This window comes from Alcanivorax sp. IL3 (assembly GCF_047495465.1).
In the GTDB taxonomy this organism is placed as follows: domain Bacteria; phylum Pseudomonadota; class Gammaproteobacteria; order Pseudomonadales; family Alcanivoracaceae; genus Alcanivorax; species Alcanivorax jadensis.
Genome location: NZ_CP179931.1, coordinates 3,423,459 through 3,445,324, shown reverse-complemented (window position 1 = coordinate 3,445,324; position 21,866 = coordinate 3,423,459). Strand labels below are relative to the sequence as shown.

Sequence of the window (21,866 nt, the reverse complement as noted above, 5' to 3'; positions counted from 1 at the left end):
CGTTTCAGTGACAGATGAGAGCCCATGAAAATGCGGCTTGCGTGTTGGTTCGTTCGTTGTCGCTTGGCGCGCCTTGCAGGGTGCCAGGGAGGCGGGAGTGCAGATGGCGCGCGTGAGCACAGCGTTGGTGATTGTGGCGGCCCTGTGCTGGGGACTGTCAGGCGGCATCGGCGGTATGTTGATGGCCGAAGGCTGGAGTGCATACCTGGTGTCGTTCTACCGGGGCGCGATTGGTCTGCTCCTGGTGCTGGTCTGGCTGATGCTGCAGCCGGGTGGGCATGGCCTGACGAGTCAGCGCTTATGGGGTTGGTCTGTGATTGCCGGCCTGGGTGTAGCCGGTAATTTCGCGTTCTATTTTCTCAGTATTTCCCAGGGCAGTGTGGCGGTGGCGGCCACGCTGATGTACTGCGCACCGGTGTTCGTTTACCTGGTGTCGTTTGCCTTGAGACTTGAGCAGCCATCTGTTTTGAAGTGGGCCGCCATTGCGGTGGTGATGCTGGGTATCGTTTTGCTGACCCGCGTGTATGACATGGGGGCGCAAGGGGTGACGGTGATCGGCGTTACTGCCGGTATGCTGGCCGGGGTCTGCTATGCCGTATTCATTTTCGGATTCAAATACGCCGCACCCCATGGCAGTCCCCAGGCGATTCTGTTCATCGCATTTTCGGTGTTGGTCATGATGCTGGTGTGGCCGGCGGATATTGGTCAGATTATGGCGGCCGCCAAGTCATCGGATTGGCCGCTGTTTGTCGGGCTGGGTGTTCTGGGCGCAGGGCTGTCGTTTGTGCTTTATGTGGTCGGCCTCAGGAATGTGGCTCCGGCCGTGGCCTCCATCGTGGCCATGGTTGAGCCGGTGACCGCGTCATTATTTGGTGTGTTGATATTGCATGAAAGCCTGGCTGGTTCTCAGGTTGTTGGCATTATATTGATACTGGTGGCGGTGACGGCACTGAGTGTGTATTCCGGTCCAGGCCGGCTCCCGGCCCGCTGGGGTGTTCACTGAGCAGACGGGCCAGCTAGGCCCGGTGCTTGTTCTCTCTGGCACGAAACGGTGCCACCTTTCTGTCGTTGTCCCTGTCTGCTATGCCATCGTCGCCTACAAAGCGATCCTTGCGCGACACATAATCTGCCGGCGGGGTTTCAAACAGGCTCTGGTAGCTAAGGTTAACGATGGACTCAGAGGTCTTCGGCAGCAGGTAATACATGGCCAGGGCTCCCTTGCCGAAAATGCCGAGCTTGCGTTTGTTCTGGGTGATGACCACATCCAGTAGCCAGTTCACCGCCGTTTCCGGAGACATCACTGGCAGGTAGTCATAGATTTTGGTGGGCGCAATCATTGGCGTGCGCACCAGCGGATAGTTGATGGAAGAAAAGCGCAGGTTGGTATGGGCATATTCATTGGCCGCGACCCAGGTCCAGCCTTCCAGTGCCCACTTGGAACCCAGGTAGGCGGAAAAGCGGGCCGGGTTGGCCTGCACGCCCACGGTGGATACATTGATGATATGGCCTTCATCGCGGGCTTCCATACCCGGTAACAGGTTCACGGCCAGGCGCAGCGCGGCAAAATAGTTGAGCTGCATGGTGCGCTCGTAATCGTGGAAACGGTTCACGGTAAATTTGATCGAGCGGCGAATGGAGCGGCCGGCATTGTTGATCAGAATATCCACCCGCCCGTGATCCGCCAGAGCCTGCTGGCAGATGCGGTCGCACTCTTCCAGGTCGGTCAGGTCGCCGGGATAAATGCAGGCCTTGCCGCCACGTTTTTTTATTTTGCTGGCAATGGCTTCCAGTTTTTCTGCATTGCGCGCCACCAGCAACAGGGTGGCGCCGGCATCGGCCAGTTTCTCAGCCACGCCTTCGCCAATGCCGGAACTGGCACCGGTGAGTAATACCACCTTGCCTTGCACGCGGTCGTGCAGGGCCTGCCGGGGCGTCAGCAGGCTTTTGGCATTCCAGGCCCAATGATTACGAAAGCGGCTGATATAGGGGCCGATTCTAGGGCGTCTGAACTGGATATCGTTGGCCATACGGGTCTCATAACTTGCGGTAAGGAGTATTCGTGCAGCCATTGTAATCTGAGCATATACTCGGAAAAACTCGGATTTGCTGACTGGAACAGGCCTTTGAATCATGCGCACAGAAAAGTGGCAAGCTGCTGATTTCAAAATGAAAAAAGAACCCAAGCAGGCGCGCTCGAAGGCGTCGGTGGCTGCCATGGTGGGCGCCTGTGCTCGGATTCTGGAACGTCATGGTTATACGGGGCTGAGCACCAATGCCATCGCCGAGGTGGCCGGAGTCAGCATCGGTTCGGTGTATGAGTATTTCCCGGGCAAGGAAGCCGTGGTGGCCCGCCTTACGGAAGAGCTGTTGTCGGAAACCACGTCCCTGCTGCAAAACCGCCTGGATCAGACCGATAACCGTAACGACCTGCATGTGGCCATGCGCCATTTTCTGGGCGCGCTGTATTCGCTGATGCGCAGGCATCGCAAGCTGTTGCGGGTGCTGGTATTTCAGGTGCCGTATCTGCACCGGCTACCTGCGACCCGGCAACTGCAGAAAGAATTGCAGGAAGTTTTGCAGACCGGCTTGCAGAAAACCCGTCAGCAGTATCGGGTAAACGTGCATCCTTACTCGCTCTACCTGATGGCTACCTCAACCGCCGGCAGTTTGCTGCATCTGGTATTGATGGCTCCGTCCGGGATGGATCAGGAGGCCGTGCTGGATATATTGGCGTCAAAGTTGACTGCCTGGTTGATTCAGGATTGAGGCGGGGCGGGAAGGTCTGATCTGGATCAGGGCAAGAAGGGCCAGCGGAACTGGCCCTTGATTCTGGAAGCGCTTACAGCTTCTTGAGCTTCTTCTTCAACTTCTTCAGCGTGCTTTCCTGCTTGGAGATTTTGGATTTGCTGTTCTTGATCGCTTTCTTCAGTTTTTTACGCTTGGACATGATCGCAGTTTCCTTTTCTGGATAGTTGTAGCGGGCCGGGGAAATACGGCTAATTGCCGGACTGCTTTTCCTGGTCCTTGATAAAGCTGCGAATAAACCGGCGTACCTCACGTGCAGCACTGGTATCTAGCTCCTCACAGAGTGAGACAAACCGAGCACGCTCTTCATCATTAATGCGAATGATCAGCTGGCTATTTTTCTTTGGCGTTTTGGTCTTCGACATATCGATAACCGTCATTAAGAAAATAGGGCAGCATGTTCGCCGGTTTAAGCGCGGCACTCAATAACCCTATCGGCTATCATATAGATAGTCAATGTATATACATTTATGGAGAGCCGTCCTTTACCCGGTGGTGGTTTGGCGGTGAAAGGGCCGAGGATGGCTTGTCTGTTGTTATGGGATGGAACACCAGGTGATATCCTGTGCACGACGCTAAGTGAATAAAGAACGGGACGTATCATGCAGGAAATGGAACAGGCAGAAGACGATTTTGCACAGAAGGCTCTGGTGGACGCGGTGGAAAACCAGATTGCCGATGGCCACCCCCGTGAGGCGGGGCTGGTGATCATGGACCTGATCGGCCAGGGGGTGGGTCGTGAAGAAGCACTGGAAAAAATGGCGGATGTGCTGGCGGCGCATATTGCTGTCAGCATGAATGAAGAAACGCCCTTTGACGTGAATGCCTACGCCCGCGACCTGCTGCAATTGGCACAAGCCGATACATCAGAGTGATTACCCCGGGCACTTCCGGACGGGAACCCTTCTGGTCGCCGATTTCAAGCCCTTGTCGACTGGCCGTCAGCGGCGGCCCTGCCATGGTATCCAGCCTGTATAATGCTAGTCTTGCCCTCCCTGGCGCTGACACCAGCGAAGACAGACCGAGGTAACCGTGTCCGATATCGAGATCCCCATTGAAGATTTCCGCCCGCCGTCCCTGCGCACCATGGCCGGTGTGACGGCCATGCAGCGCCGCTATTTCGACGCGACGCTGGAAGGCGCGGAGAATGTGGACCCGCAGCGACCGGGCCTGTTTGTGGGGAATCACGCGCTGATGGGCGTGCTGGACTCCCCGCTGTTCGTCTACGAACTGTATCGGCAGACCGGGGTGTTCCCACGCTCCCTGGGGGATCACTTCCACTTCCCGACGCCGGTGTGGGGCAAGCTGGTGACCCGTTTTGGCGCCGTGCCGGGTACCCGTGAAAACTGTCGCCGACTGATGGAAAGCGGCCAGCATGTGCTGGTTTTTCCGGGCGGCGCCCGCGAGGTAGCCAAGCGTCGGGACGAGATCAACCAGCTGGTGTGGAAGAAACGAACCGGCTTCGTCTACATGGCCATTGAGCAGGGGTTCGACATTATCCCCTTTGCCTCACTGGGCTGTGATGAGGCCTACGACATCGTTTATGACGGTGACGATTTTGCCAACGGTTGGCTCGGCAAGCGGTTGCTGGGCAACGACAAGATCAACTCGCTGATGCGCGGCGGTGATCTGTTCATGCCGTTAGTGAAAGGCATCGGCCCTACCTTGCTGCCCAAAGCCGAGCCTTTCCGCTTTGCCATCGGCAAGCCCATTCCGACGGCTCACCTGCAAGGCCAGGAAAAAGATCCCGCAGTGCTCTGGCAATTGCGCGAACAGGTCTCGGATGCCATTACCGGGATGCTTTCCCGCATGGATGAAGAGCGCAAGGAGCAGACGCGCCCGCTCTGGCGCAAAGTGCTGGGTGCACGCAAGCACTGAGCAACAAGACCGGGGGCAGGGTAGAGAGGGAATTCCCCAGAGTGTCCCTAACCCAGAGTCAGGAACGGCAGCAGCGTTACCAGTAACAGCACCAGCACCACCACGAACAATCCTGCCACGCGAAGCGGCTGTTCACGCAGTCGCCCTGCCAGTGTCGGGGCCGTCCCTTCCCGTTGTGCCTCCTCATAGGCCTCTCGCTGACGCCGGGCGCGTTCCTGCTGATAGTCGGCCAGTAATGCCTTGGCTCGCTCCCGGTCATCGGGCTGGGTCAGCCAGATGCCGCCGGAGGAGATCCCCCACATGCTCGGGGCGGTCTCATAGAACAGGATCTGGTGCTGTTCCAGCAAGGCGCGAACTTCATCGGCCTCGTCGTCCGGAACCCGGCGCAGATTCAGCAGTAAGGTGGTCATGGCGCTCCTGATGATGTGTCCAGGCCTGCCCGCGAGACACGGACAAGGTGCAGAGGTTGGTACAGGATACATGGCTGCACAGGCCAATGGTTACTATCGCCGGGTGTCATGTCAGCGTGATCATCAACCCAGTATCCCCTGTGACACCCAGCCACCCAGATACAGGCCCAGGCCGAATACGGCATGGGTCAGCAGACTTTGCAGGCGGGCAGCGTTGGGGGCCGGCATGCGGGAGGCCGCAATGCCGGCGCCCATGCCCGGCTGCATCAACAGAAACGGCGCGGCAACAGTGCCGATGCCAACCAGCAACGCCGGCACCAGGGTGGGCTGGTCGATCCAGCTTTGCCCTCCTATACCCAGCAGAATCCCCGCGAAGGCCAGGCCGGTAAGATAATGGGCCAGCCAGCCTGTGGCCTTTTCACCGGGCATGGCGGGAGAGGTGGCAATGGCGGTGTGGCGGAATTGCCCGTGGCGCATATGCAGCAACCAGCGGCCAACCATGGCGTAGTTGGGTGGAGCGACTCCCAGTATGGGCTGGCGTAGCCAGCTCCAGGCGTCCATGACCAGGGTGGCGCAAATCCCGATGACAATGATGCTGCTCAGGAACTCAGTGACGTTATCCATGGGGCTTCCTCAAGATGACTTTGATGATAATCTGCAACTTGAAGCTGGCTTGAGGTCAAGGTCGTGTTGGATATTACCGAAGTGGTGCGCCGGTCCGGCGTGCCGGCGTCGGCGCTGCGATATTACGAAGAGAAAGGGCTGATCCTCTCCACCGGTCGCAGAGGGCTAAAGCGGATATTTGCCCCGCGAGTGCTGGATCAGCTGGCTTTGATCGCCCTGGGGCGGGCAGCGGGATTCACGCTGGATGAAATTGGCGAAATGTTCGATGCCGGCGGCGAGCCCAGCATCGACCGGCATGCCTTGTCGGCAAAAGCCGATGCGCTGGATGACACCATCCGCAAACTGTCTGCCATGCGTGACGGCCTGCGCCATGCGGCAAAATGCCCGGCGCCCAGTCACCTTGAATGCGTACAGTTCCGGCGTTTGATGAACATTGCGTCGGCACGGATGAAAGTGGAGAAACAACGAGGCAGTCAGGACATATAAAAAGGGAAAACAAAGAGCCGGCAAGCGTGCAGATCGACCTGGACGGGTATGACGCCACGAGAGTGGCGTCAGCGGCTCAACGTTTCACTGTCAGGCACTCTGCCTTTGATCTGCCTCCTGCGCAAAGCCGTCCAGTCCTTCCAGAAACATCAGTTGCTGGCGTATCACGCCGCTGAATGCCGGTTCGAAATAGGGTTCGAAGTGATTGGCTTCAATGCTGGTGATGGTCAGGTTGGGGTTGTTTACCTTGCGAAGGGTACTTTCCGTAAAGGGGGCGACGGAATCCTGGCTGGCACCGAGCAGCAGAGTCGGGATGCGGATGTCCTTGAGGCGCTTGAAAGGACGGTAGGGGCCCATGGTCATCATGGAGCGGGCCGCTACGCGGTTGTCGTAGCGACGCCCGATGCTGGTTTCGGCCAGTTGTAGTGCCTTGCCGGCATCGTCCCGGTCCATGGAGGAAAACGCCCCGGGTTCACTGACCACGGGCAGGTAGATCGGCTGGCCCGGCTTGAGCAGGTCGGCCATGGCGTAGAGCCCAAAGCGCAGCAGTCGTGGCAGGGGGACGGCGCGCACCGCGGCCATGCCATCGAGCATGGGGACCTGGGCAATGGCCCCGGCCAGTTCCGGATGTTCGGCGGCCAGCTCCACCGCATGGCCGCCACCAAAGGACGACCCCCACAGCACGATGCGACGGGGGTCGATGCCCGGTTGGCTTTTCAGGAAGGCCAGGGCGGCGTCGCCATCGGCTACCCGTTGGCGGGCGGATATCACGTGTCGCGGCATACCGGCACTGTCGCCCCAGCCGCGATAATCAAAAGTCATCACCGCGTAACCCGCACGGGTAAATTCCTCGTAGTAGGACACCGTTAACGCATCCTGAATCCCGCCCCAGCCGTGCAGCATGAGGATGGCCGGCAGTCTCTCTGCCGCAGCCCTGGCAGGCCGGTGCAGGGTAGCCGCACACCAGGTTCCGCCTGAGTAAAAGCCGGTTCGCTGGCTGTTGCAGGTCAGGTCTCGGGGGCTGTGTCGCAGGGTGTCCATGGTTAGGCTCCGGTCGTCTTGTATGACATTCAAGAGCAAAGCGTAGCATTCTTGAATACCATACAAGATGACCGGACAGACTATGGGAGAGGGCCCCTTGGCCAAGAACAAGCGCGATATTGATCTCAAGGTAAAGCGGGATGAGCTGGAGAGCACAGCATCCCGGCTTTTCCTGTCACTGGGCTACGATGGTACATCCATGAACCGGATTGCCCGGGAGCTGGGAGTCGCCCCGAATACCCTGTACTGGTACTACGCCAGTAAGGACGAACTGTTGGTGGGTGTGCTCAACCGGCAGATGTCACAGACCCTGGTCCGCCTGCCGACCATCGTGGACAAACCCTTGAAGGAGAAGATGGCCTGGGCGTTGCGGGAGTTCGATCAGAGTCGCGAGTTGGTGGCCACGGTGCATGCCCGGCTGGAACAGTCCGAGGTGATCCGGGAATGGCATGACCAGTTTCACCGCTTTGTGGAGGCGGCGGTGATCCATACCCTGCAAGCGGATGGTGTCGCCAAGGAACGCGCGGCCATGCTGGCGACAGTGGGTACCTTTCTGGTGGAGGGGTTGCTGGCCCATCCGCACAGTGAGCGCCAGCGCGAGGCCATCCTGCAGTGGTTTACCGAGAGCGCATTACCCGCCTAGCTCGGCCTGACTCTAGAGGGAGCAATAGAAAACACAGAGGCGCCGTATGCTTGCTCCCCCTGAAAAAGAAAGCCCCGTTTGAGCGGGGCTTTCTGTTTTCACTTGCTGAATAATCAGCCCCAGTCGCCCAGCCATTTCTTTTTCGCTTTCTCCACCAGGCCGCGGGCGTCGTGATCCCACGGGTGGAAGTTGGGGCTGTAGAACTTGAAGTAGGAGGGCAGCAGCTTGCGGAACACCCCGGGGCGGCCCCACATGTAGTTCACGGCGCCGAGCCAGGATTTCATGTTGCCCAGCTGGCCGTCTTCTTTCATCAGTTGCACCAGGTGCACGGCAGAGAATACCGGGAACAGCACGCTGACGATCATCATTTCGGTGACGCGGGTGAATTCGCTGCCGCCTATGGCTTTGTAAACGTCAAAGGCCACCGCCTTGTGCTCGGATTCCTCGATGGCATGCCAGGCCCAGACAGGGGCAATGCGTGGATCCATCTGTTCCAGAGCGTCGTACTTGAGCAGGAATTCTTCAGCCATCAACGCAGTGAAATGTTCCACCGCGACGGTGTGGGCGAGTTGACGTTCCGGGCTCAGATGTTTGCGCAGCAGATTCATGAAACCCAGGATTTCCTGCTCCAGCCGTGCCAGATCCACGCCGCGTTCCTGCAGGAAGCCGTTCATCAATTCATGCTCGCGGGAGTGGTGCGCTTCCTGGCCGATAAAGCCCTTGATGGCTTTCTTCAGTTCCGGGTCGGTAATCTGATCCTGGTAGTGACGCACCGAATCAATGAAAAAGCGCTCACCGGGCGGGAAACTGGCGGACATGGCAGCCAGCAGCAGGGTTTTCACCGGATCGTTGTCCCACCAGTAGCGCGGTATGTCTTGCGCCTCGCTGAAGGCGAACTGGGGACGGCGAACCTTGGGAATCATGTCCTTGGGGCTTTTGCCGGCCAGGGTGCGCAGGGAGCCGTTGAGGCCTTTGCGAGCCTTAGCCTTGCCCGAGCGAACAGGGACCACAGCATTCATGTCAGAACTCCTCGTTGAGGTATTTGTTCAATATGGCTCATACGGTACTGGTGAACGGGCAGGGGGCGTGAGATTCTGCACGGACATTGTACTTGTCATCGGTGGCCAAATGCCGCAAAGCGGACTTCTGACAGCAACCACACAACAACTGGCATCGTTTCCGGCCTGGGTACGACAACGCAATCAGGCCGCTACCTATCCACGTGCCTTTATGGAGGCGGCGATAGACAGTGGCGCCTCGCGGGAGCAGTTGTTGCAGGTTGCCGGTATTACTCCCGGCCAGATCGACGATCCGGCCGGGCGGTTGTCGTTGCACGATACCTGGAAGCTGGGGGCGGCGGCACTATCACTCAGTGGTAATGGCAGTCTGGGATTTGCCTCCGGCGACCGCATGCCCCTCACCGCCCATGGCAACCTGGGGTATGCGCTGATGTGTGCCGGTACTCCTCGGGAGGCCATCGCCATTCTGGAGCGCTTCTGGCATCTGCGCGGGCGCGGGGCGCAGTTGATGGTGAGCGAGAGCGAGGATCGCCTGTTCATGGAGTTGGTGCTGGAGCTTTCCGCCCCGGATGCCCTGCGCGACATGCTGATGAGCTCCATGCTGACCAGCATGTATCGCGGCATAGAGTTTCTGATACCGCAGCTGCCCGAGCAACGGCAAATCTGGCTGTATGGCGAGGAGCCGTCGGGGTTTGATCGCTGGCGAAGTCGGCTGCCGACAGTGCGTTTCGGGATGCCGCAGGCCGGTATTTCCCTGGCGGGAGATATCGCGTTGCTGGATCAGCCCCTACCCACCGCCAACCCGGAGGCCCTTACTCTGGCGCTGGCCCAGTGTGAACGGGAAAGTGCGCTGGTGGATGACGCCGATGACACCTTGCGCCGTGCTCGTGCCGCTCTGGTACTGGGCGCTGACGGGTACCCATCTCCGGAGGCTCTGGCCGATAGCCTGCACCTGACGCCCCGCACCCTGCGGCGGCGCCTGCAGGAACAGGGCTACAGTTATCAGCAGCTGCTGGAAGCCGCTCGGCGCCGGGACAGCTGTCAGATGCTGGCCGACCCTGACTTGGAAATCGGCCGCATTGGTGAGGCACTTGGCTATGGCGACCCTGCCAATTTCACCCGCGCCTTCAAGGCGTGGACGGGCCTGTCTCCCAGGGAATGGCGCAAGCGCCAGATTGGCCACTGAGCGCGTTGCGCTCCCTTGTCAGCAAACATTGTGCGTGGCACCGACTGGACTGTGAGTGGAAGATAAGTTTGGCTATCCACAGGCCAGAGGCGGTAGTGGGTGATCTTGTGGCTTTTCTGGAACCAGGGCGACACAGATGTCGCGCTTACGTGGATTAATTGACGATGAAGCCGGACGATAAAGAAACAAAGCGTGCCAATCGGAGGCTGCAGTATTCCAGCAACCGGGGGCAGGCGAGCCACCGGGTGCGTTATGTGGAAAGTTCTGCGTCAGCCGCAGGTGAATGTATGTTGTGCGTAGGTTCCCTGGCGGATCTGGGGTCCATGTATTTTCATGGGCCGATCCAGGATGCCAGGCCGTTGCCAATGCAGTTACCGGCCCCGCTACTGGGCTGATCGCGACAGGGGCTGCAGCCCATTGATTGCGCCAAGCGATCCAGCCACACCATTGCAACTTTGTTGGCAAAGCGAACAGCCATGAACAGGCCTGAGGAGTCTGTGCTTGACCCGTTCCCCCATCCTGTGATCAATTAATGGAACTTAATTCCAAAAAAATAACGGGAGGGCACATGTCATTCATCAATGGGCTGCGCAGCAGCCTTCTGGCTGGCGCAGTGATGGCCTGCGGCCTGGCACAGGCCGCTATTCCCACGTCGCTGAGCGAAAAGGTAGGCAAGCTGGCTGCAGACCAGCAGCCGGAACTGGAAAAGGTGTTCCGTCAGTTGCACGCCAACCCGGAGCTGGCCTTCGACCTGCACGATACCTCTGCGCTGGTGGCCAAGCGTCTGAAGAAACTGGGTTACCAGGTGCATACCGGCATTGCGGAAACCGGCCTGGCGGCGGTGCTGAAAAACGGTGATGGCCCGGTGATCATGTTCCGCAGTGACATGGATGCCTTGCCGGTGAAAGAGGAGAGCGGCCTGTCCTATGCCAGCAAGAAGCAGGTGGAGCTGGATGACGGCAGCACCCGCTATGTGTCCCATGCCTGTGGCCACGATTCCCATACCGCCTGGTTACTGGGCATCGCCAAGGTGATGATGGAAACCCGCGATGCCTGGTCCGGCACTCTGGTGCTGGTGGGCCAGCCGGCGGAAGAGCTGATCGCCGGCGCTCAGGCCATGGTGGATGACGGCCTCTATGACAAGGTGCCCAAGCCCTCCCTGCTGATTTCCGCCCACGTGTACCCGGTGTGGCCGGCGGGCACGGTGGCGGTGAAAGCGGGCCGTCGCATGGCCGGTAGTGATCAGCTGGATGTACATCTTACCGGTATCGGTGGCCACGGCTCTCGCCCGGAAGGCACCATTGATCCGGTGGTCATGGGCGCGCGGGCGGTGATGGCCTACCAGACTATTGTCAGCCGCAATATCCCGGCCCAGGATCCGGCAGTGCTGACGGTGGGCGCCATGCAGGTGGGTGAAACCCATAACGTGATTCCGGAAACCGGCACCTTGAAGCTGAACCTGCGCTGGTTCGACAAAGGCGTGCGTCAGACCATGCTGGATGCCATCGAGCGCGAAACCCAGGGCATTGCCGTGGCAGCGGGTGTGCCGGAGGAGCGCAAGCCCACCATCACCATGCTGGGATATGCAGAACCGGTGATCAACGAACCGGCCCTGGCGGAGAAAGCCAATGCCACCCTGGTAGGGGCTCTGGGGAAAAAACGGATCATGCCGGGCATTCCGCCGGTGATGGGTTCCGAGGATTTCCCCATGCTGGTAGCAGGCATTGAAGATGCCGAGACACTGTTTGTGGAAGTGGGGGGCGGCGCCCCGGATGTGATGAAGAAGTACATGAGCACCGGCGAACTGCCGCCACTCAATCACAACCCGAAATTCCGCATCGAAAATCCGGGCCTGGCAATTACGACTGCCGTGCAGGCCAACAGCGCCTTGTTGCTGGATGCCTTTCTTGCCGGCAACGCCGACTAAGTTCGACGCACGTTGTGCTGATACAAAAACAGCGGCCTGGGCCGCTGTTTTTGTTTGCAGGGAAGAACACAGCAATCAGGGACACGCATGGATTGAGTCGATTTGTGCGTGTCCCCGATTGAAGGGGTTACATCAAGGCGAAGGCCAGATACAGCATCAGGGCCACCTGGGCCAGGAACAGGCTGGCGCGAATGAATACCAGCGGGAAGCTTGTGCCGATCAGATGCACCAGGCTTTGTCCGATGCGTGCCGCCACAATAAAGCCTGCTAGTGCGTTGACTGTATCGCTCTGGCCGGTGGCCGCTGCCACCAACACCAGGGCCGCAAACAGCGGCAGGTTCTCCAGGCAATTGAGATGTGCCGCCTTGGCACGAACCAGGATGGCCGGGTCATCAACCGCCTTGCCTCGCTCCCAATGATTCGCGGCCTTCTTGCCGGTGAGTACCAGTGGCAGCCGATAGGTGGCGTAGCTCAGTGCCAGAATCAGCGTCCAGACGATGTAAATCAGTAGTGCAGTCATTCCGGTCATGGGTGGGCCCTTTTAGCGCATAAACCCTCAGCGTGGTCAGTGGCAGGGCAAGAGGACGTGAAGCCCGGCGTTTCCCGCTGCCACCAGCAACGTCAGGGTCTGCTTGCCTGTCTCCAATCAGCACTCAAAGAGGGAGCGTGTCCCCGCTTGAAACGGCAGGCTGTCTGACCAAAGGTCGGGTGGCTGCCCCCGGTTGCGTGGCCTATAGTCGTTGGACTCAGCGACCTCAGGAGCCACGCATGACGTTCCAGACTTTTGACGACCTCGGCCAGCACATTACCCGTATCGATACGGCCATGGTGCACGAAGGGCTGGCGGCCTGTTATCTGCTGGGCGGCGGTGATGAATACGCCATTATCGAAACCGGTACCCACAACACCGTGCCGACCATTCTTGCGCTGCTCAAAGAGCGCAAGATTGATCTGGCAAAGGTGAAATACGTGATTCCGACGCATGTGCATCTGGATCACGCCGGTGGCGTCGGTGGCCTGATGCAGGCGCTGCCCGCGGCGACCCTGCTGGTCCATCCCCGTGGCGCCCGCCACATGATTGATCCGGCAAAGCTCAAGGCCGGTGCCACAGCGGTATACGGTGAGGCCCAGTTTGCCGAGATCTACGGCGATATCATTCCCGTGGATGAGCGCCGGGTGCGCACCATGGACGACGGCGATGAGGCCACCGTGGGCGATCGAAAGCTGGTTTTCATCGATACCCCCGGGCATGCCCGCCATCATTTTTGCGTGTATGACCCCAGGTCCCGTGGCATTTTCACCGGCGACACCTTTGGCTTGTCCTATCCGCCGCTGACCACCGCCAAGGGGCCCTTTATCTGCCCGACCACCACGCCGGTGCAGTTTGATCCGCCGGCATTGAAGGCCTCCATCCGCAAGCTGCTGGCGCTAGAGCCGAAACGGATCTATCTCACCCATTACAGCATGGTGGAAAACCCGCAACCGCTGGGCGAGCGCTTGCTGACAATGGTGGACGACTATGTGGCGCTGGCGGAAACCGTGGCGGCAACCGCCGACGGTGATGCGCTGGAAAAGGCGTTGATGGCGGCCATGAGTGAGTACTTGTTTGGCTGCGCCCGTGAACACGGCTGCGAGATGTCAGACGAGCAGCTGGAGGCGGTGCTGGGGCTGGATATCCAGCTCAACAGCCAGGGCCTGGCGGTGTGGATGCAGTCCCGGCGATGAAAGCCGGTATGCATGGCTGCATAGGTCGCCTCACATTGCTTGTAGGAGCGTCGCTGGCTGCGCGAACCGGAACCAAGTGAAGGTAACAACCGCCAGGGTGCACGAAGCCAGCAATCGCGCCACCAGCGACGTTATTCGCTTCGCTCACCCTGCGGGTCGGTCTGCGACCGTTGCTCCGCTACGCTAAGCTCCTACAGAAAGGCTGGCCCGCGATTCAGTATCTTTAACGGTAATCGGCTTCTCAGGTTTTCGGTCATCCGATGATTGCCCGCCATGTTGTTATACTGCGGGCTCTTTTCTTCAAGACAGGCCTTTTTATGCGCGGTATGAGCCAGGACGTTACCCCCAAGCCCATCGACTGGTCTGTGCTGAAAACCCTGTTTCCCTATCTGCTGGAATTCCGTACCCGCATTGCCCTGGCGGTGGTCTGCCTGGTGCTGGCCAAGCTGGCCAGCGTGGGGTTGCCGTTTATTCTCAAGCACATCGTTGACGGGCTGGATGCCAACGACGCCAGTGAGTTGATTACCCTGCCGCTGGGTCTGTTGCTGGCCTATGGGGTGGTGCGTTTCTCCAATGTCCTGTTCGGTGAGCTGCGCGACACCCTGTTCGGTCGTGTCACCGAGCGGGCCATGCGACGAATCGGTCTGAAGGTATTTCGGCATCTGCATGCCCTGGATCTGGATTTTCATCTCAATCGCCGCACCGGCGGGCTGTCCCGTGATATTGAGCGGGGCACCAACGGCATCAGCTTTCTGCTGCGTTTCATGGTGTTCAACATTCTGCCCACCCTGTTGGAAATCGGCATGGTGATCGGGTTGTTGCTGTGGAATTACGATGCCTGGTTCGCACTGATCGTGGCGGTAGCGGTGGTGGCCTATGTGGGATTCTCCATTTTTGCCACCGAATGGCGGTTGGCCTTTATTCGTGAGGCCAATCAGGCGGAATCGTCCAGCAGCACCCGCGCCATCGACAGCCTGCTTAACTATGAAACGGTGAAATATTTCACCAACGAAGAATTTGAAGCCCGCCACTATGACGAGAACCTGGAGCGCTGGGAGCTGGCACGGGGTAAAAACCGGCTGTCACTGTTTGCTCTCAATGCCGGTCAGTCTTTGATTATTGCTGCCGCTGTCACAGCCGCGATGATAATGGCTGCGGTGCAGGTTACCGACAAGGTAATGACTCTGGGTGATTTCGTGCTGATCAATGCCTTCATGATGCAGGTGTTCATGCCGCTGAATTTTCTCGGCTTTGTTTACCGGGAAATGAAGGGTGCCATGACCAACATTGAAAACATGTTTGCGGTGATGGACGTAGAGCCCGGTGTGGTGGATCGCGAAGGCGCTACCGAACTGGCCGTGGGCGATGGCGAGATCCGCTTTCATGATGTGCACTTCGGTTATGGCGATACCCGGAAGATTATTCGTGGCGTCAGCTTTACCGTGCCATCCAGACAGAAGGTGGCGATTGTGGGCAGCAGCGGGGCGGGTAAATCCACCTTGTTCAAGCTGCTGTTCCGGTTCTATGACGTCAGTAGTGGCGATATCACCATCGATGGCCAGTCGATTCGTCAGGTCAGCCAGACCTCCCTGCGTCAGCAGATTGGCGTGGTGCCCCAGGATACCGTGCTGTTCAACACCAGCATCTTCGAGAATGTCCGCTACGGTCGCATTGATGCCAGCGACGAGGAGGTGCGCGAGGCGATTCGTCTGGCCTATCTGTCCGACTTCATCGCTTCACTGCCGAAGGGAGAAAACACCGTGGTGGGCGAGCGGGGCCTGAAACTTTCCGGCGGCGAAAAGCAGCGGGTGTCCATCGCCCGGGCATTGCTCAAGCATCCGCCGATCATGGTGTTCGACGAAGCCACATCATCCCTGGACAGCCACTCGGAAAAGATCATCCTCAAGGCAATTAGCGACATCTCTCACCAGCAGACCACCCTGGTGATTGCCCACCGCCTGTCCACCATCATGGATGCGGATCGCATCATCGTGCTGGACAACGGCCAGGTGGCAGAGCAGGGCAGCCATGCTGAGTTGCTGGGCCGGGGCGGTTTGTATGCGCACCTGTGGGAAGTGCAGCAGCATGAGAGTGGGTCGATCGATCGATTAATCTGAAGCGTTTGTTCATTTTTTTCAGCTTGTTCCCGGCGCCCGGGCTGGCCATGATGAGGCAACATTCAACGTGCACAGGCCATGCCTGTCATCGATCGGGAGCAACTATGTCTGACCCCACCTACACCCCACCCCGTGTCTGGAAGTGGGACCAGGCCAATGGCGGCGCCTTTGCCAATATCAACCGCCCTATCGCCGGGCCCACCCATGACAAGGCCCTGCAAGTGGGCAAGCATCCCCTGCAGCTTTACTCCCTGGCCACCCCCAACGGGGTAAAGGTCACGGTGATGCTCGAAGAGCTTCTTGAGAAAGGCCACAAGGATGCGGAATACGATGCCTGGCTGATCAATATCCAGAATGGCGACCAGTTTGGCAGCGGCTTTGTGGAGGTGAATCCCAACTCTAAAATTCCCGCCTTGATGGATCACAGCGTTACCCCGCCACGCCGGGTGTTCGAGTCCGGCAATATCCTGCTTTACCTGGCAGAAAAGTTTGGCGAATTCCTGCCCACGGACCCGGGCAAACGTACCGAAGCGCTCAGCTGGCTGTTCTGGCAAATGGGCAGTGCGCCGCTGCTGGGTGGCGGCTTCGGTCATTTCTATGCCTACGCCCCGGAAAAGTACGAATACCCGATCAATCGCTACACCATGGAGATCAAACGGCAGCTGGATGTACTGGATCGTCAGCTGGCGGAAAACGACTACATCGCTGGCGACGAGTACACCATTGCCGACATGGCCATCTGGCCCTGGTATGGCGCCCTGGTGACCAACAAGGTGTATGAAGCGGCGGAATTTATTGAGGCGCACACCTACAAGAATGTGCTGCGCTGGACCGAGCAGATCAGCAAGCGCCCAGCGGTGGAACGTGGCCGTAAAGTCAACCGGGCCTGGGGTGATCCTTCCAGCCAACTGTGGGAGCGGCATGACGCCAGCGACTTCGAATTGCGTACGCTGGATAAACTGCAAGCGAATCAATAACCGGGCCATGCCAGGCATGGCGAAAGCCCCGTCGCCGGGGCTTTCGGTTTCATCAGTTTATAGCGGGTTCACGAAAAGCTGGTTGCGTCCCTGAACCAGGTCTACCTCTCTGCCATCGCTGAATGCCAGGGTGCTGCTACCGTCACTGTCGATGTCCAGATTGATGGCGCCTGAAAGGCAGCTATCGGTAACATCAATGGTCATGTGATGAATGTTCTCCAGCGATCCGGACAGGGTGTTGCCGCCTGGTAGCAAGGAATCGCTGCTCAATGTCCGTTGCGTGCTTACCCAGGGTATCGGGTAAGTGCCAGCTCCTGAGGTGAACTGGCGATCCATCTGCGGTGTGCCGCAGCCATCGCTTTGCAGTGAAATCTGGCTGGGCTCGGTGGAGCGATTGAGAATGTTGCTGACCCAGTAAGCGTGATTGTGATCAATGGCATATTCCGGGTAGGCCTGTGCCGGATCGTAGTAGTAACTGACCGTGCTCGGCCGGCTAACGGCCACACGGTTGGCGCTGTAATTGGCCATCTTCTGCCATTCATCCAGCAGGATATAGGTCAGGTGCTCCGCAGGTAGATGGAGGTAGAACACATAGTCTGAATTTCCGGCGACATATTTTTCCTGTAGTGCCAGAGCCGTAGTGACATGCACGATTTCATCGGCCGCACTGTAGGCATTGGCCACCGGGATATGCTCCAGATTTCCCAGGTAATCCAGCACGTTGTCTTCCGCACCAATGCTGAACTCCTGCTGCAGTTCCTGGAATACAGACAAGGGGGCATCCAGTAGCTCAATGCCGGTGAGATCCGTCAAAGAGTCGAGTAATGTTCTTTCCAATGGCAGGTTCAGCAGGCTGCCGGTAAAGCCCACCCAGTTCACACCGGCAGCGTAATCCTGTGGATACAGTGCCGCCATTCTCAGCGTGCCATAGCCGCCCATGGAGTAGCCGCTCACCAGCACCTTGCGGCTGTCGATCGGGTAGTGTTCTTCCACGTCCGCGCGAACATCCAGCACATCACGCTCCGAGAGCCCGGTATAGAAACCCCGCGGCCCGCGGCCCAGGGGGGCGGCCAGAATGCGGTTGTTGGCATCGGCGAAAGAGGTCTGGAAATTGCTCTGGTTGATCTGGCTGGCGTGGTTGGCTTCGCAGCCGTGCAGTACCAGCTGCAGCTCGTGGGGGCCGTCCTGCTCCGGCACATAAAAACCGTAGGGCTGGTATTTCCCCAGGTAATGAAAATACTGGTCGCAGGGCAGGCCGGTATCACCCTGGCGGCCGGGGACGCCCCGCAGCGAGACCCCTTCACCGGGAGGAAGCGTGTATTGGGAGGTGTAAACGCGCTGCTGAAAACCGGTGACGGACTCCGCAGGGCGGGTGATGCGGTTTTCCAGATCACTGCGTGAAACCACGTCCCCGAAAACGGAAATGTCGCCGCTGCCGAGCGCCTGGGACTGTTTGTCTTCCCAGAAATTGCCCGCGTCTGGAAGAATCTGTTCCGGGATAGAAGCCGCACGGGCGGATTCATCGGGGCCACGGAAAGCCACATTCATCACCGTGCCGTCGTGCTGCGCCACCACAGCCTGAATGCGCCACTGTTCGGTTTCTGGCGCAGGAATTCGACCAGCAATAATGTTATTGATCGGGTCGCCTTCAGCGAAGGTATAGATCTCATCCCAGCCGTCACTGCGAATGCCCAGGCCCGGCCAGACGCCACCACCGGTACTGCTGTCATTGTCAGTATCAATGGCGATGACGGCGAGGCTGTCATCACTGCCATAAAGTGTATTCAGCTCGAAGCGAACAGACAGTTCATCGCCATCCAGAGCCAGTGCCAGCGAAACCAGGTCAGCGGTGTTTTCCATGCCGGCAGGGTAGCGTTGATCGCCCGCAGTGGGAGACAGCAGCCCGGGGGTGTTGGCAATCGGATTGAACACGCCGCCACCCCGTGACAGCAGATTCATCACGGTCAGGGGCGACAGGCCCACCAGGCCGGTATCCGCGCCGTAGTCATCATAGACATAGTCACGGTAAATGAGTGTGCCGTCGCACAGTTCTGTGGTGCCTGCCACCCAGCTGTTCCGCTGGCAGTCCACCGGCATGTCGGGCGGTGGCACGGGCTGATTGGGGGTGGGGGATTGCGGGGTCGAGCCAGGCGTCTGCGACACGCTACCAGAGCTGCCGCCGCCACCGCAGGCGGTAACAAGCAGTGCCAGGCTGGCGATGGATGCGTACTGTTTTTTCATCATTATTGTCCGCCTATGGGTGACAGCGACGGGGCAACCGGATGTGCCATGTGTCTCTTTCATGGCTGAAGAAGAGCCCGCCTGTCAGGGGCTTGAGATGTCACAGGGCATAGCGAACAGAGAGCGCGTTATCGCGATGCTGATGGGTGACTGTAGGGAGGTTGCCACTGCCTAACTGTGTTTTTATGACTGGTTTTATTCTGTTCTTAAGAAAACGTTTTTATAGCCATTTACTGCGATGTTTTGTAATGGAATTGTTTCCCTGTCTACCTGCCCGGTGAGTCGTACAAGTTGCCTGTTGAGCAGGGGGGAGAGACTTGGTGGCGTGCACCGCTTGCGTGCTGGATGGTGCAGTTCGCCTGGGCTCAGTGCACCCTACGCAGGGCGTTGCGGTTGGGGGCTGTGCGCAAGGTGTGAGGGTGCGTTGTCTTGCGCTACGCTGGCGCCATGACGATGCCATCGACGCCGGTTCGCTTGTCCCCCCTGGCCTGGGCCACCGCCTTGTTGCCGCTGGCGACTATGCATGTCTGTTATTTGTTGTCTGCCAGTGAGCAGCTGGTGCCCTGGTGTCTGCCCTGGTTCGAGGGCTGCACCAGTATTTCCCGGGCGTCCCGTTCCGGTACCGCCTATTTCGTTTTCAAGGCCGGCATGTTGCCGGCCTGCGTCTGCATGATGCTGTTCTGGTGGGCCAACCGTCACTGGCTGCGCCACATGCAGGTGGAGCCAAAAATCTGGTGGTGGCTGGGGATGCTGGCGGCGCTGCCGCTGGCGCTCTATACGGTGGTCCTTGGCCATGCGGGAGATACCCCTTACCTGCTGCGCCGGATCGGCGTGGTGGGATTTTTCGGCCTCACGTTTCTGGCCCAGCTGGGGCTGAGCGTGTCCCTGCGGCACAGTCCGATGTCAGCAGCGGGGAACTCGCTGCTGCGGTTATGGGGTTTTACCCTGTTGGTGGGAATAGCGTCGCTGATACTGGGGGTGATCTGGCCCGAGCACTACGACACCATGGATGACGGCTTTGAATGGGCTCTGGCGGTGTTGATCAATCTGCATACCCTGAGGGTGGCATGGCTATGGCAGCGCAGTGGTTTCGCCGTGAATGTCTCATCGGTTTCCTGAGCTGAGGTGGTGACTCAAGTATTGCCCTGGGTGCGTAGCAAAGACCGCAGACCGGCCCGCAGCGAATAGCGTCGCTCCTGCGGAGTCTTTTGCGGGGCGGGGCAATCCATGGTTGGGTCAGCCGGTTATCAGGTTCCGCAAAAAGTCTGGCAGACCCGCTCCTCCGGGGCCGGCGGCTGTCGATAGCTGTCGTCCGGGTCGCGATCGGCATAGGGGTCGGCCAGTGCGTTCAGCAGTGCTGTGGTGACAGCCAGGTCACCCTGTTCCGCCGCCGTTAAGGCTTCTGCCACGCGATGGTTGCGGGGGATCACCGCCGGGTTGTGATTGCGCATCAGGCACAGGGACGACTTGAGGGGTTTGGAGTTGCGACCCAGGCGGGCTTGCCAGCGCTGGTGCCAATTGATGAAGGCGTCATCCTGGTAAAAACCACCGGCGGGAAAGTGTTCGCCGGTGATATCGCGGAAGGTATTGGTGTAATCCGCCTGGTTCACCTTCATCCATTCAAGCAGATCGGTAATCAGTTTTTCATCCACCGGGTCATCACCGAACAACCCCAGCTTTTTCTTCATCATTGCCAGCCATTTTTCGCTGTAGCGTTCGCTGAAAGACTTGATGATGGCGGTGGCTTTTTCGATGGCGCTGTCCACATCCTCGTCGATCATCGGTAGCAGGGTTTCCGCGAAGCGGCTCAGGTTCCACTGGGTGATGGTGGGCTGGTTGCCGTAGGCGTAGCGGCCCTGGTGGTCGATGGAGCTGAATACGGTGTCCGGGTCAAAACTGTCCATGAAAGCACAGGGACCGTAATCGATGCTCTCGCCACTGAGGGTCACGTTGTCGGTATTGAGTACGCCGTGAATAAAACCCACCCGCATCCAGTGGACGATCAGATCCACCTGGCTGTCCATGACCGCATCCAGCAGGGTCAGGGCCGGGTTGTCGGCGGGTTGTCGATCCGGGTAGTGGCGGTTCAGGGTGTAATCCACCAGTGCTTCCAGCAGCGCCGGGTTTTGTCGGCCGGCGGCGTACTGGAAGGTGCCCACCCGCAGGTGCGATGCCGCTACCCGGGTGAGAATGGCGCCGGGCAAGGCGGTTTCCCGTAATACCGACTCACCGGTGGCTACCACCGCCAGGCTGCGGGTGGTGGGAATACCCAGGCCATGCATGGCCTCGCTGATGATGTATTCGCGCAACATGGGCCCGAGTGCCGCGCGGCCATCGCCGCCCCGGGAAAACACCGTGCGGCCGCCGCCCTTGAGCTGGATGTCCCGGCGCGCGCCGTCCGGGGTGAGCTGCTCACCGAGCAGAATGGCGCGGCCATCGCCCAGCATGGTCAGGTTGCCGAACTGGTGGCCCGCGTAGGCCTGGGCGATCGGGTCGCTGCCGTCGATCTGCTCATTACCTGCCAGAATCGCAGCCCCGGCCGGGCTGTCCAGTGCCTCGCCGTCTAGCCCCAGTTCCCCGGCCAGAGCCCGGTTGAACAACACCATCTGTGGCGCCTTCACTGGCTGCAGGGGGCAGCGGGAAAACAGGTCTTCCGGCAGGTGGGTGTAGCTGTTGTCGAACTGGAAACCGTCGGGGCGGGTCATTGTGGGCGCTCTGCAAACCATGGGCGTACAGGTTAACAGGAGGGATCGGGCGGGGTCATTCGGTGTGCTGTATTGGTGGCCA

At 59.2% G+C, this 21,866-nt stretch carries 21 protein-coding genes; 12 read left to right on the top strand and 9 right to left on the bottom strand.

Going from position 1 to position 21,866, the window contains the following annotated elements; genetic code table 11:
• The first annotated feature begins 103 nt into the window (after positions 1-103).
• Entirely contained in the window at positions 104-1,003 is a 900-nt protein-coding gene (locus tag ACMG4M_RS16050; protein ID WP_272961633.1) for an EamA family transporter, read from the top strand.
• A gap of 13 nt (positions 1,004-1,016) precedes the next feature.
• On the opposite strand, the gene ACMG4M_RS16045 is transcribed toward ACMG4M_RS16050, so the two are convergent.
• Positions 1,017-2,027, bottom strand: a complete 1,011-nt coding sequence (locus ACMG4M_RS16045) for an SDR family NAD(P)-dependent oxidoreductase (protein ID WP_414430418.1) — start codon at positions 2,025-2,027, stop codon at positions 1,017-1,019.
• A 139-nt stretch (positions 2,028-2,166) separates the two neighbouring features.
• Here ACMG4M_RS16045 and ACMG4M_RS16040 point away from each other — a divergent pair, with 139 nt between their 5' ends.
• Complete coding sequence (locus tag ACMG4M_RS16040; protein ID WP_232222005.1) at positions 2,167-2,766, top strand: TetR/AcrR family transcriptional regulator; 600 nt, start codon at positions 2,167-2,169, stop codon at positions 2,764-2,766.
• A 230-nt stretch (positions 2,767-2,996) separates the two neighbouring features.
• On the opposite strand, the gene ACMG4M_RS16035 is transcribed toward ACMG4M_RS16040, so the two are convergent.
• Positions 2,997-3,170, bottom strand: a complete 174-nt coding sequence (locus ACMG4M_RS16035) for a hypothetical protein (RefSeq protein ID WP_198030612.1) — start codon at positions 3,168-3,170, stop codon at positions 2,997-2,999.
• Positions 3,171-3,407: 237 nt separating this feature from the next.
• On the opposite strand from ACMG4M_RS16035, the gene ACMG4M_RS16030 reads away from it, so the two are divergent.
• Together ACMG4M_RS16030 and ACMG4M_RS16025 are read left to right on the top strand one after the other, a co-directional pair.
• On the top strand, positions 3,408-3,680 hold the full coding sequence (locus tag ACMG4M_RS16030; protein WP_052042477.1) for a hypothetical protein: 273 nt from the start codon (positions 3,408-3,410) through the stop codon (positions 3,678-3,680).
• A gap of 157 nt (positions 3,681-3,837) precedes the next feature.
• Positions 3,838-4,683: a lysophospholipid acyltransferase family protein gene (locus ACMG4M_RS16025; RefSeq protein WP_414430417.1), complete on the top strand. Its 846-nt coding sequence runs from the start codon at positions 3,838-3,840 to the stop codon at positions 4,681-4,683.
• 47 nt (positions 4,684-4,730) lie between these two features.
• Here the strand turns inward: ACMG4M_RS16025 and ACMG4M_RS16020 are convergent, their stop codons facing one another.
• Positions 4,731-5,093, bottom strand: a complete 363-nt coding sequence (locus ACMG4M_RS16020) for a DUF6164 family protein (protein ID WP_035245447.1) — start codon at positions 5,091-5,093, stop codon at positions 4,731-4,733.
• Between the two features lie 123 nt (positions 5,094-5,216).
• On the bottom strand, positions 5,217-5,717 hold the full coding sequence (locus ACMG4M_RS16015) for a DUF2938 domain-containing protein (RefSeq protein ID WP_414430416.1): 501 nt from the start codon (positions 5,715-5,717) through the stop codon (positions 5,217-5,219).
• Positions 5,718-5,780: 63 nt separating this feature from the next.
• Here ACMG4M_RS16015 and ACMG4M_RS16010 point away from each other — a divergent pair, with 63 nt between their 5' ends.
• Positions 5,781-6,203, top strand: coding sequence for a helix-turn-helix domain-containing protein (locus ACMG4M_RS16010; protein ID WP_414430415.1), 423 nt, complete (start codon positions 5,781-5,783; stop codon positions 6,201-6,203).
• 90 nt (positions 6,204-6,293) lie between these two features.
• Here the strand turns inward: ACMG4M_RS16010 and ACMG4M_RS16005 are convergent, their stop codons facing one another.
• On the bottom strand, positions 6,294-7,244 hold the full coding sequence (locus ACMG4M_RS16005; protein ID WP_414430414.1) for an alpha/beta hydrolase: 951 nt from the start codon (positions 7,242-7,244) through the stop codon (positions 6,294-6,296).
• Positions 7,245-7,341: 97 nt separating this feature from the next.
• On the opposite strand from ACMG4M_RS16005, the gene ACMG4M_RS16000 reads away from it, so the two are divergent.
• Entirely contained in the window at positions 7,342-7,887 is a 546-nt protein-coding gene (locus ACMG4M_RS16000) for a TetR/AcrR family transcriptional regulator (RefSeq protein WP_414430413.1), read from the top strand.
• Between the two features lie 113 nt (positions 7,888-8,000).
• Here the strand turns inward: ACMG4M_RS16000 and ACMG4M_RS15995 are convergent, their stop codons facing one another.
• Positions 8,001-8,906, bottom strand: coding sequence for a metal-dependent hydrolase (locus ACMG4M_RS15995; RefSeq protein ID WP_084573393.1), 906 nt, complete (start codon positions 8,904-8,906; stop codon positions 8,001-8,003).
• A 109-nt stretch (positions 8,907-9,015) separates the two neighbouring features.
• Here ACMG4M_RS15995 and ACMG4M_RS15990 point away from each other — a divergent pair, with 109 nt between their 5' ends.
• Both ACMG4M_RS15990 and ACMG4M_RS15985 read left to right on the top strand, forming a co-directional pair.
• Positions 9,016-10,092, top strand: coding sequence for an AraC family transcriptional regulator (locus tag ACMG4M_RS15990; RefSeq protein ID WP_272961627.1), 1,077 nt, complete (start codon positions 9,016-9,018; stop codon positions 10,090-10,092).
• A 568-nt stretch (positions 10,093-10,660) separates the two neighbouring features.
• The gene (locus ACMG4M_RS15985) at positions 10,661-12,019 is read left to right on the top strand and encodes an amidohydrolase (protein ID WP_414430412.1); all 1,359 of its coding nucleotides are present in this window, start codon (positions 10,661-10,663) and stop codon (positions 12,017-12,019) included.
• 127 nt (positions 12,020-12,146) lie between these two features.
• Here the strand turns inward: ACMG4M_RS15985 and ACMG4M_RS15980 are convergent, their stop codons facing one another.
• Positions 12,147-12,548 carry an MAPEG family protein gene (locus tag ACMG4M_RS15980; RefSeq protein ID WP_035245434.1) on the bottom strand — a complete coding sequence of 134 codons (402 nt, stop codon included), beginning with the start codon at positions 12,546-12,548 and terminating at the stop codon, positions 12,147-12,149.
• A gap of 239 nt (positions 12,549-12,787) precedes the next feature.
• On the opposite strand from ACMG4M_RS15980, the gene ACMG4M_RS15975 reads away from it, so the two are divergent.
• The 3 genes from ACMG4M_RS15975 to yghU all read left to right on the top strand — a co-directional run bounded on the left by ACMG4M_RS15975 (position 12,788) and on the right by yghU (position 16,838).
• Positions 12,788-13,744: an MBL fold metallo-hydrolase gene (locus ACMG4M_RS15975; protein WP_414430411.1), complete on the top strand. Its 957-nt coding sequence runs from the start codon at positions 12,788-12,790 to the stop codon at positions 13,742-13,744.
• A 326-nt stretch (positions 13,745-14,070) separates the two neighbouring features.
• Positions 14,071-15,861: an ABCB family ABC transporter ATP-binding protein/permease gene (locus ACMG4M_RS15970; RefSeq protein WP_414430410.1), complete on the top strand. Its 1,791-nt coding sequence runs from the start codon at positions 14,071-14,073 to the stop codon at positions 15,859-15,861.
• Positions 15,862-15,965: 104 nt separating this feature from the next.
• The gene (gene yghU, locus ACMG4M_RS15965) at positions 15,966-16,838 is read left to right on the top strand and encodes a glutathione-dependent disulfide-bond oxidoreductase (protein WP_273010188.1); all 873 of its coding nucleotides are present in this window, start codon (positions 15,966-15,968) and stop codon (positions 16,836-16,838) included.
• A 57-nt stretch (positions 16,839-16,895) separates the two neighbouring features.
• Here the strand turns inward: yghU and ACMG4M_RS15960 are convergent, their stop codons facing one another.
• Positions 16,896-19,082: a hypothetical protein gene (locus tag ACMG4M_RS15960; protein WP_414430409.1), complete on the bottom strand. Its 2,187-nt coding sequence runs from the start codon at positions 19,080-19,082 to the stop codon at positions 16,896-16,898.
• Between the two features lie 444 nt (positions 19,083-19,526).
• Between ACMG4M_RS15960 and ACMG4M_RS15955 the strand changes: the two genes are divergently transcribed.
• Positions 19,527-20,198, top strand: a complete 672-nt coding sequence (locus tag ACMG4M_RS15955) for a hypothetical protein (RefSeq protein WP_414430408.1) — start codon at positions 19,527-19,529, stop codon at positions 20,196-20,198.
• Between the two features lie 128 nt (positions 20,199-20,326).
• Here ACMG4M_RS15955 and ACMG4M_RS15950 read toward each other — a convergent pair whose 3' ends face one another.
• On the bottom strand, positions 20,327-21,784 hold the full coding sequence (locus ACMG4M_RS15950; protein ID WP_414430407.1) for a protein adenylyltransferase SelO: 1,458 nt from the start codon (positions 21,782-21,784) through the stop codon (positions 20,327-20,329).
• Positions 21,785-21,866: the final 82 nt, after the last annotated feature.

Excerpts from the sequence above, each read along its gene's own strand:
- ACMG4M_RS16050 (WP_272961633.1), top strand. The coding sequence starts at position 104 with ATGGCGCGCGTGAGCACAGCGTTGGTGATTGTGGCGGCCCTGTGCTGG.
- ACMG4M_RS16045 (WP_414430418.1), bottom strand. The coding sequence starts at position 2,027 with ATGGCCAACGATATCCAGTTCAGACGCCCTAGAATCGGCCCCTATATC.
- ACMG4M_RS16040 (WP_232222005.1), top strand. The coding sequence starts at position 2,167 with ATGAAAAAAGAACCCAAGCAGGCGCGCTCGAAGGCGTCGGTGGCTGCC.
- ACMG4M_RS16035 (WP_198030612.1), bottom strand. The coding sequence starts at position 3,170 with ATGTCGAAGACCAAAACGCCAAAGAAAAATAGCCAGCTGATCATTCGC.
- ACMG4M_RS16030 (WP_052042477.1), top strand. The coding sequence starts at position 3,408 with ATGCAGGAAATGGAACAGGCAGAAGACGATTTTGCACAGAAGGCTCTG.
- ACMG4M_RS16020 (WP_035245447.1), bottom strand. The coding sequence starts at position 5,093 with ATGACCACCTTACTGCTGAATCTGCGCCGGGTTCCGGACGACGAGGCC.
- ACMG4M_RS16015 (WP_414430416.1), bottom strand. The coding sequence starts at position 5,717 with ATGGATAACGTCACTGAGTTCCTGAGCAGCATCATTGTCATCGGGATT.
- ACMG4M_RS16005 (WP_414430414.1), bottom strand. The coding sequence starts at position 7,244 with ATGGACACCCTGCGACACAGCCCCCGAGACCTGACCTGCAACAGCCAG.
- ACMG4M_RS15995 (WP_084573393.1), bottom strand. The coding sequence starts at position 8,906 with ATGAATGCTGTGGTCCCTGTTCGCTCGGGCAAGGCTAAGGCTCGCAAA.
- ACMG4M_RS15990 (WP_272961627.1), top strand. The coding sequence starts at position 9,016 with ATGCCGCAAAGCGGACTTCTGACAGCAACCACACAACAACTGGCATCG.
- ACMG4M_RS15985 (WP_414430412.1), top strand. The coding sequence starts at position 10,661 with ATGTCATTCATCAATGGGCTGCGCAGCAGCCTTCTGGCTGGCGCAGTG.
- ACMG4M_RS15980 (WP_035245434.1), bottom strand. The coding sequence starts at position 12,548 with ATGACCGGAATGACTGCACTACTGATTTACATCGTCTGGACGCTGATT.
- ACMG4M_RS15975 (WP_414430411.1), top strand. The coding sequence starts at position 12,788 with ATGACGTTCCAGACTTTTGACGACCTCGGCCAGCACATTACCCGTATC.
- ACMG4M_RS15970 (WP_414430410.1), top strand. The coding sequence starts at position 14,071 with ATGAGCCAGGACGTTACCCCCAAGCCCATCGACTGGTCTGTGCTGAAA.
- yghU (WP_273010188.1), top strand. The coding sequence starts at position 15,966 with ATGTCTGACCCCACCTACACCCCACCCCGTGTCTGGAAGTGGGACCAG.
- ACMG4M_RS15960 (WP_414430409.1), bottom strand. The coding sequence starts at position 19,082 with ATGATGAAAAAACAGTACGCATCCATCGCCAGCCTGGCACTGCTTGTT.
- ACMG4M_RS15955 (WP_414430408.1), top strand. The coding sequence starts at position 19,527 with ATGACGATGCCATCGACGCCGGTTCGCTTGTCCCCCCTGGCCTGGGCC.
- ACMG4M_RS15950 (WP_414430407.1), bottom strand. The coding sequence starts at position 21,784 with ATGACCCGCCCCGACGGTTTCCAGTTCGACAACAGCTACACCCACCTG.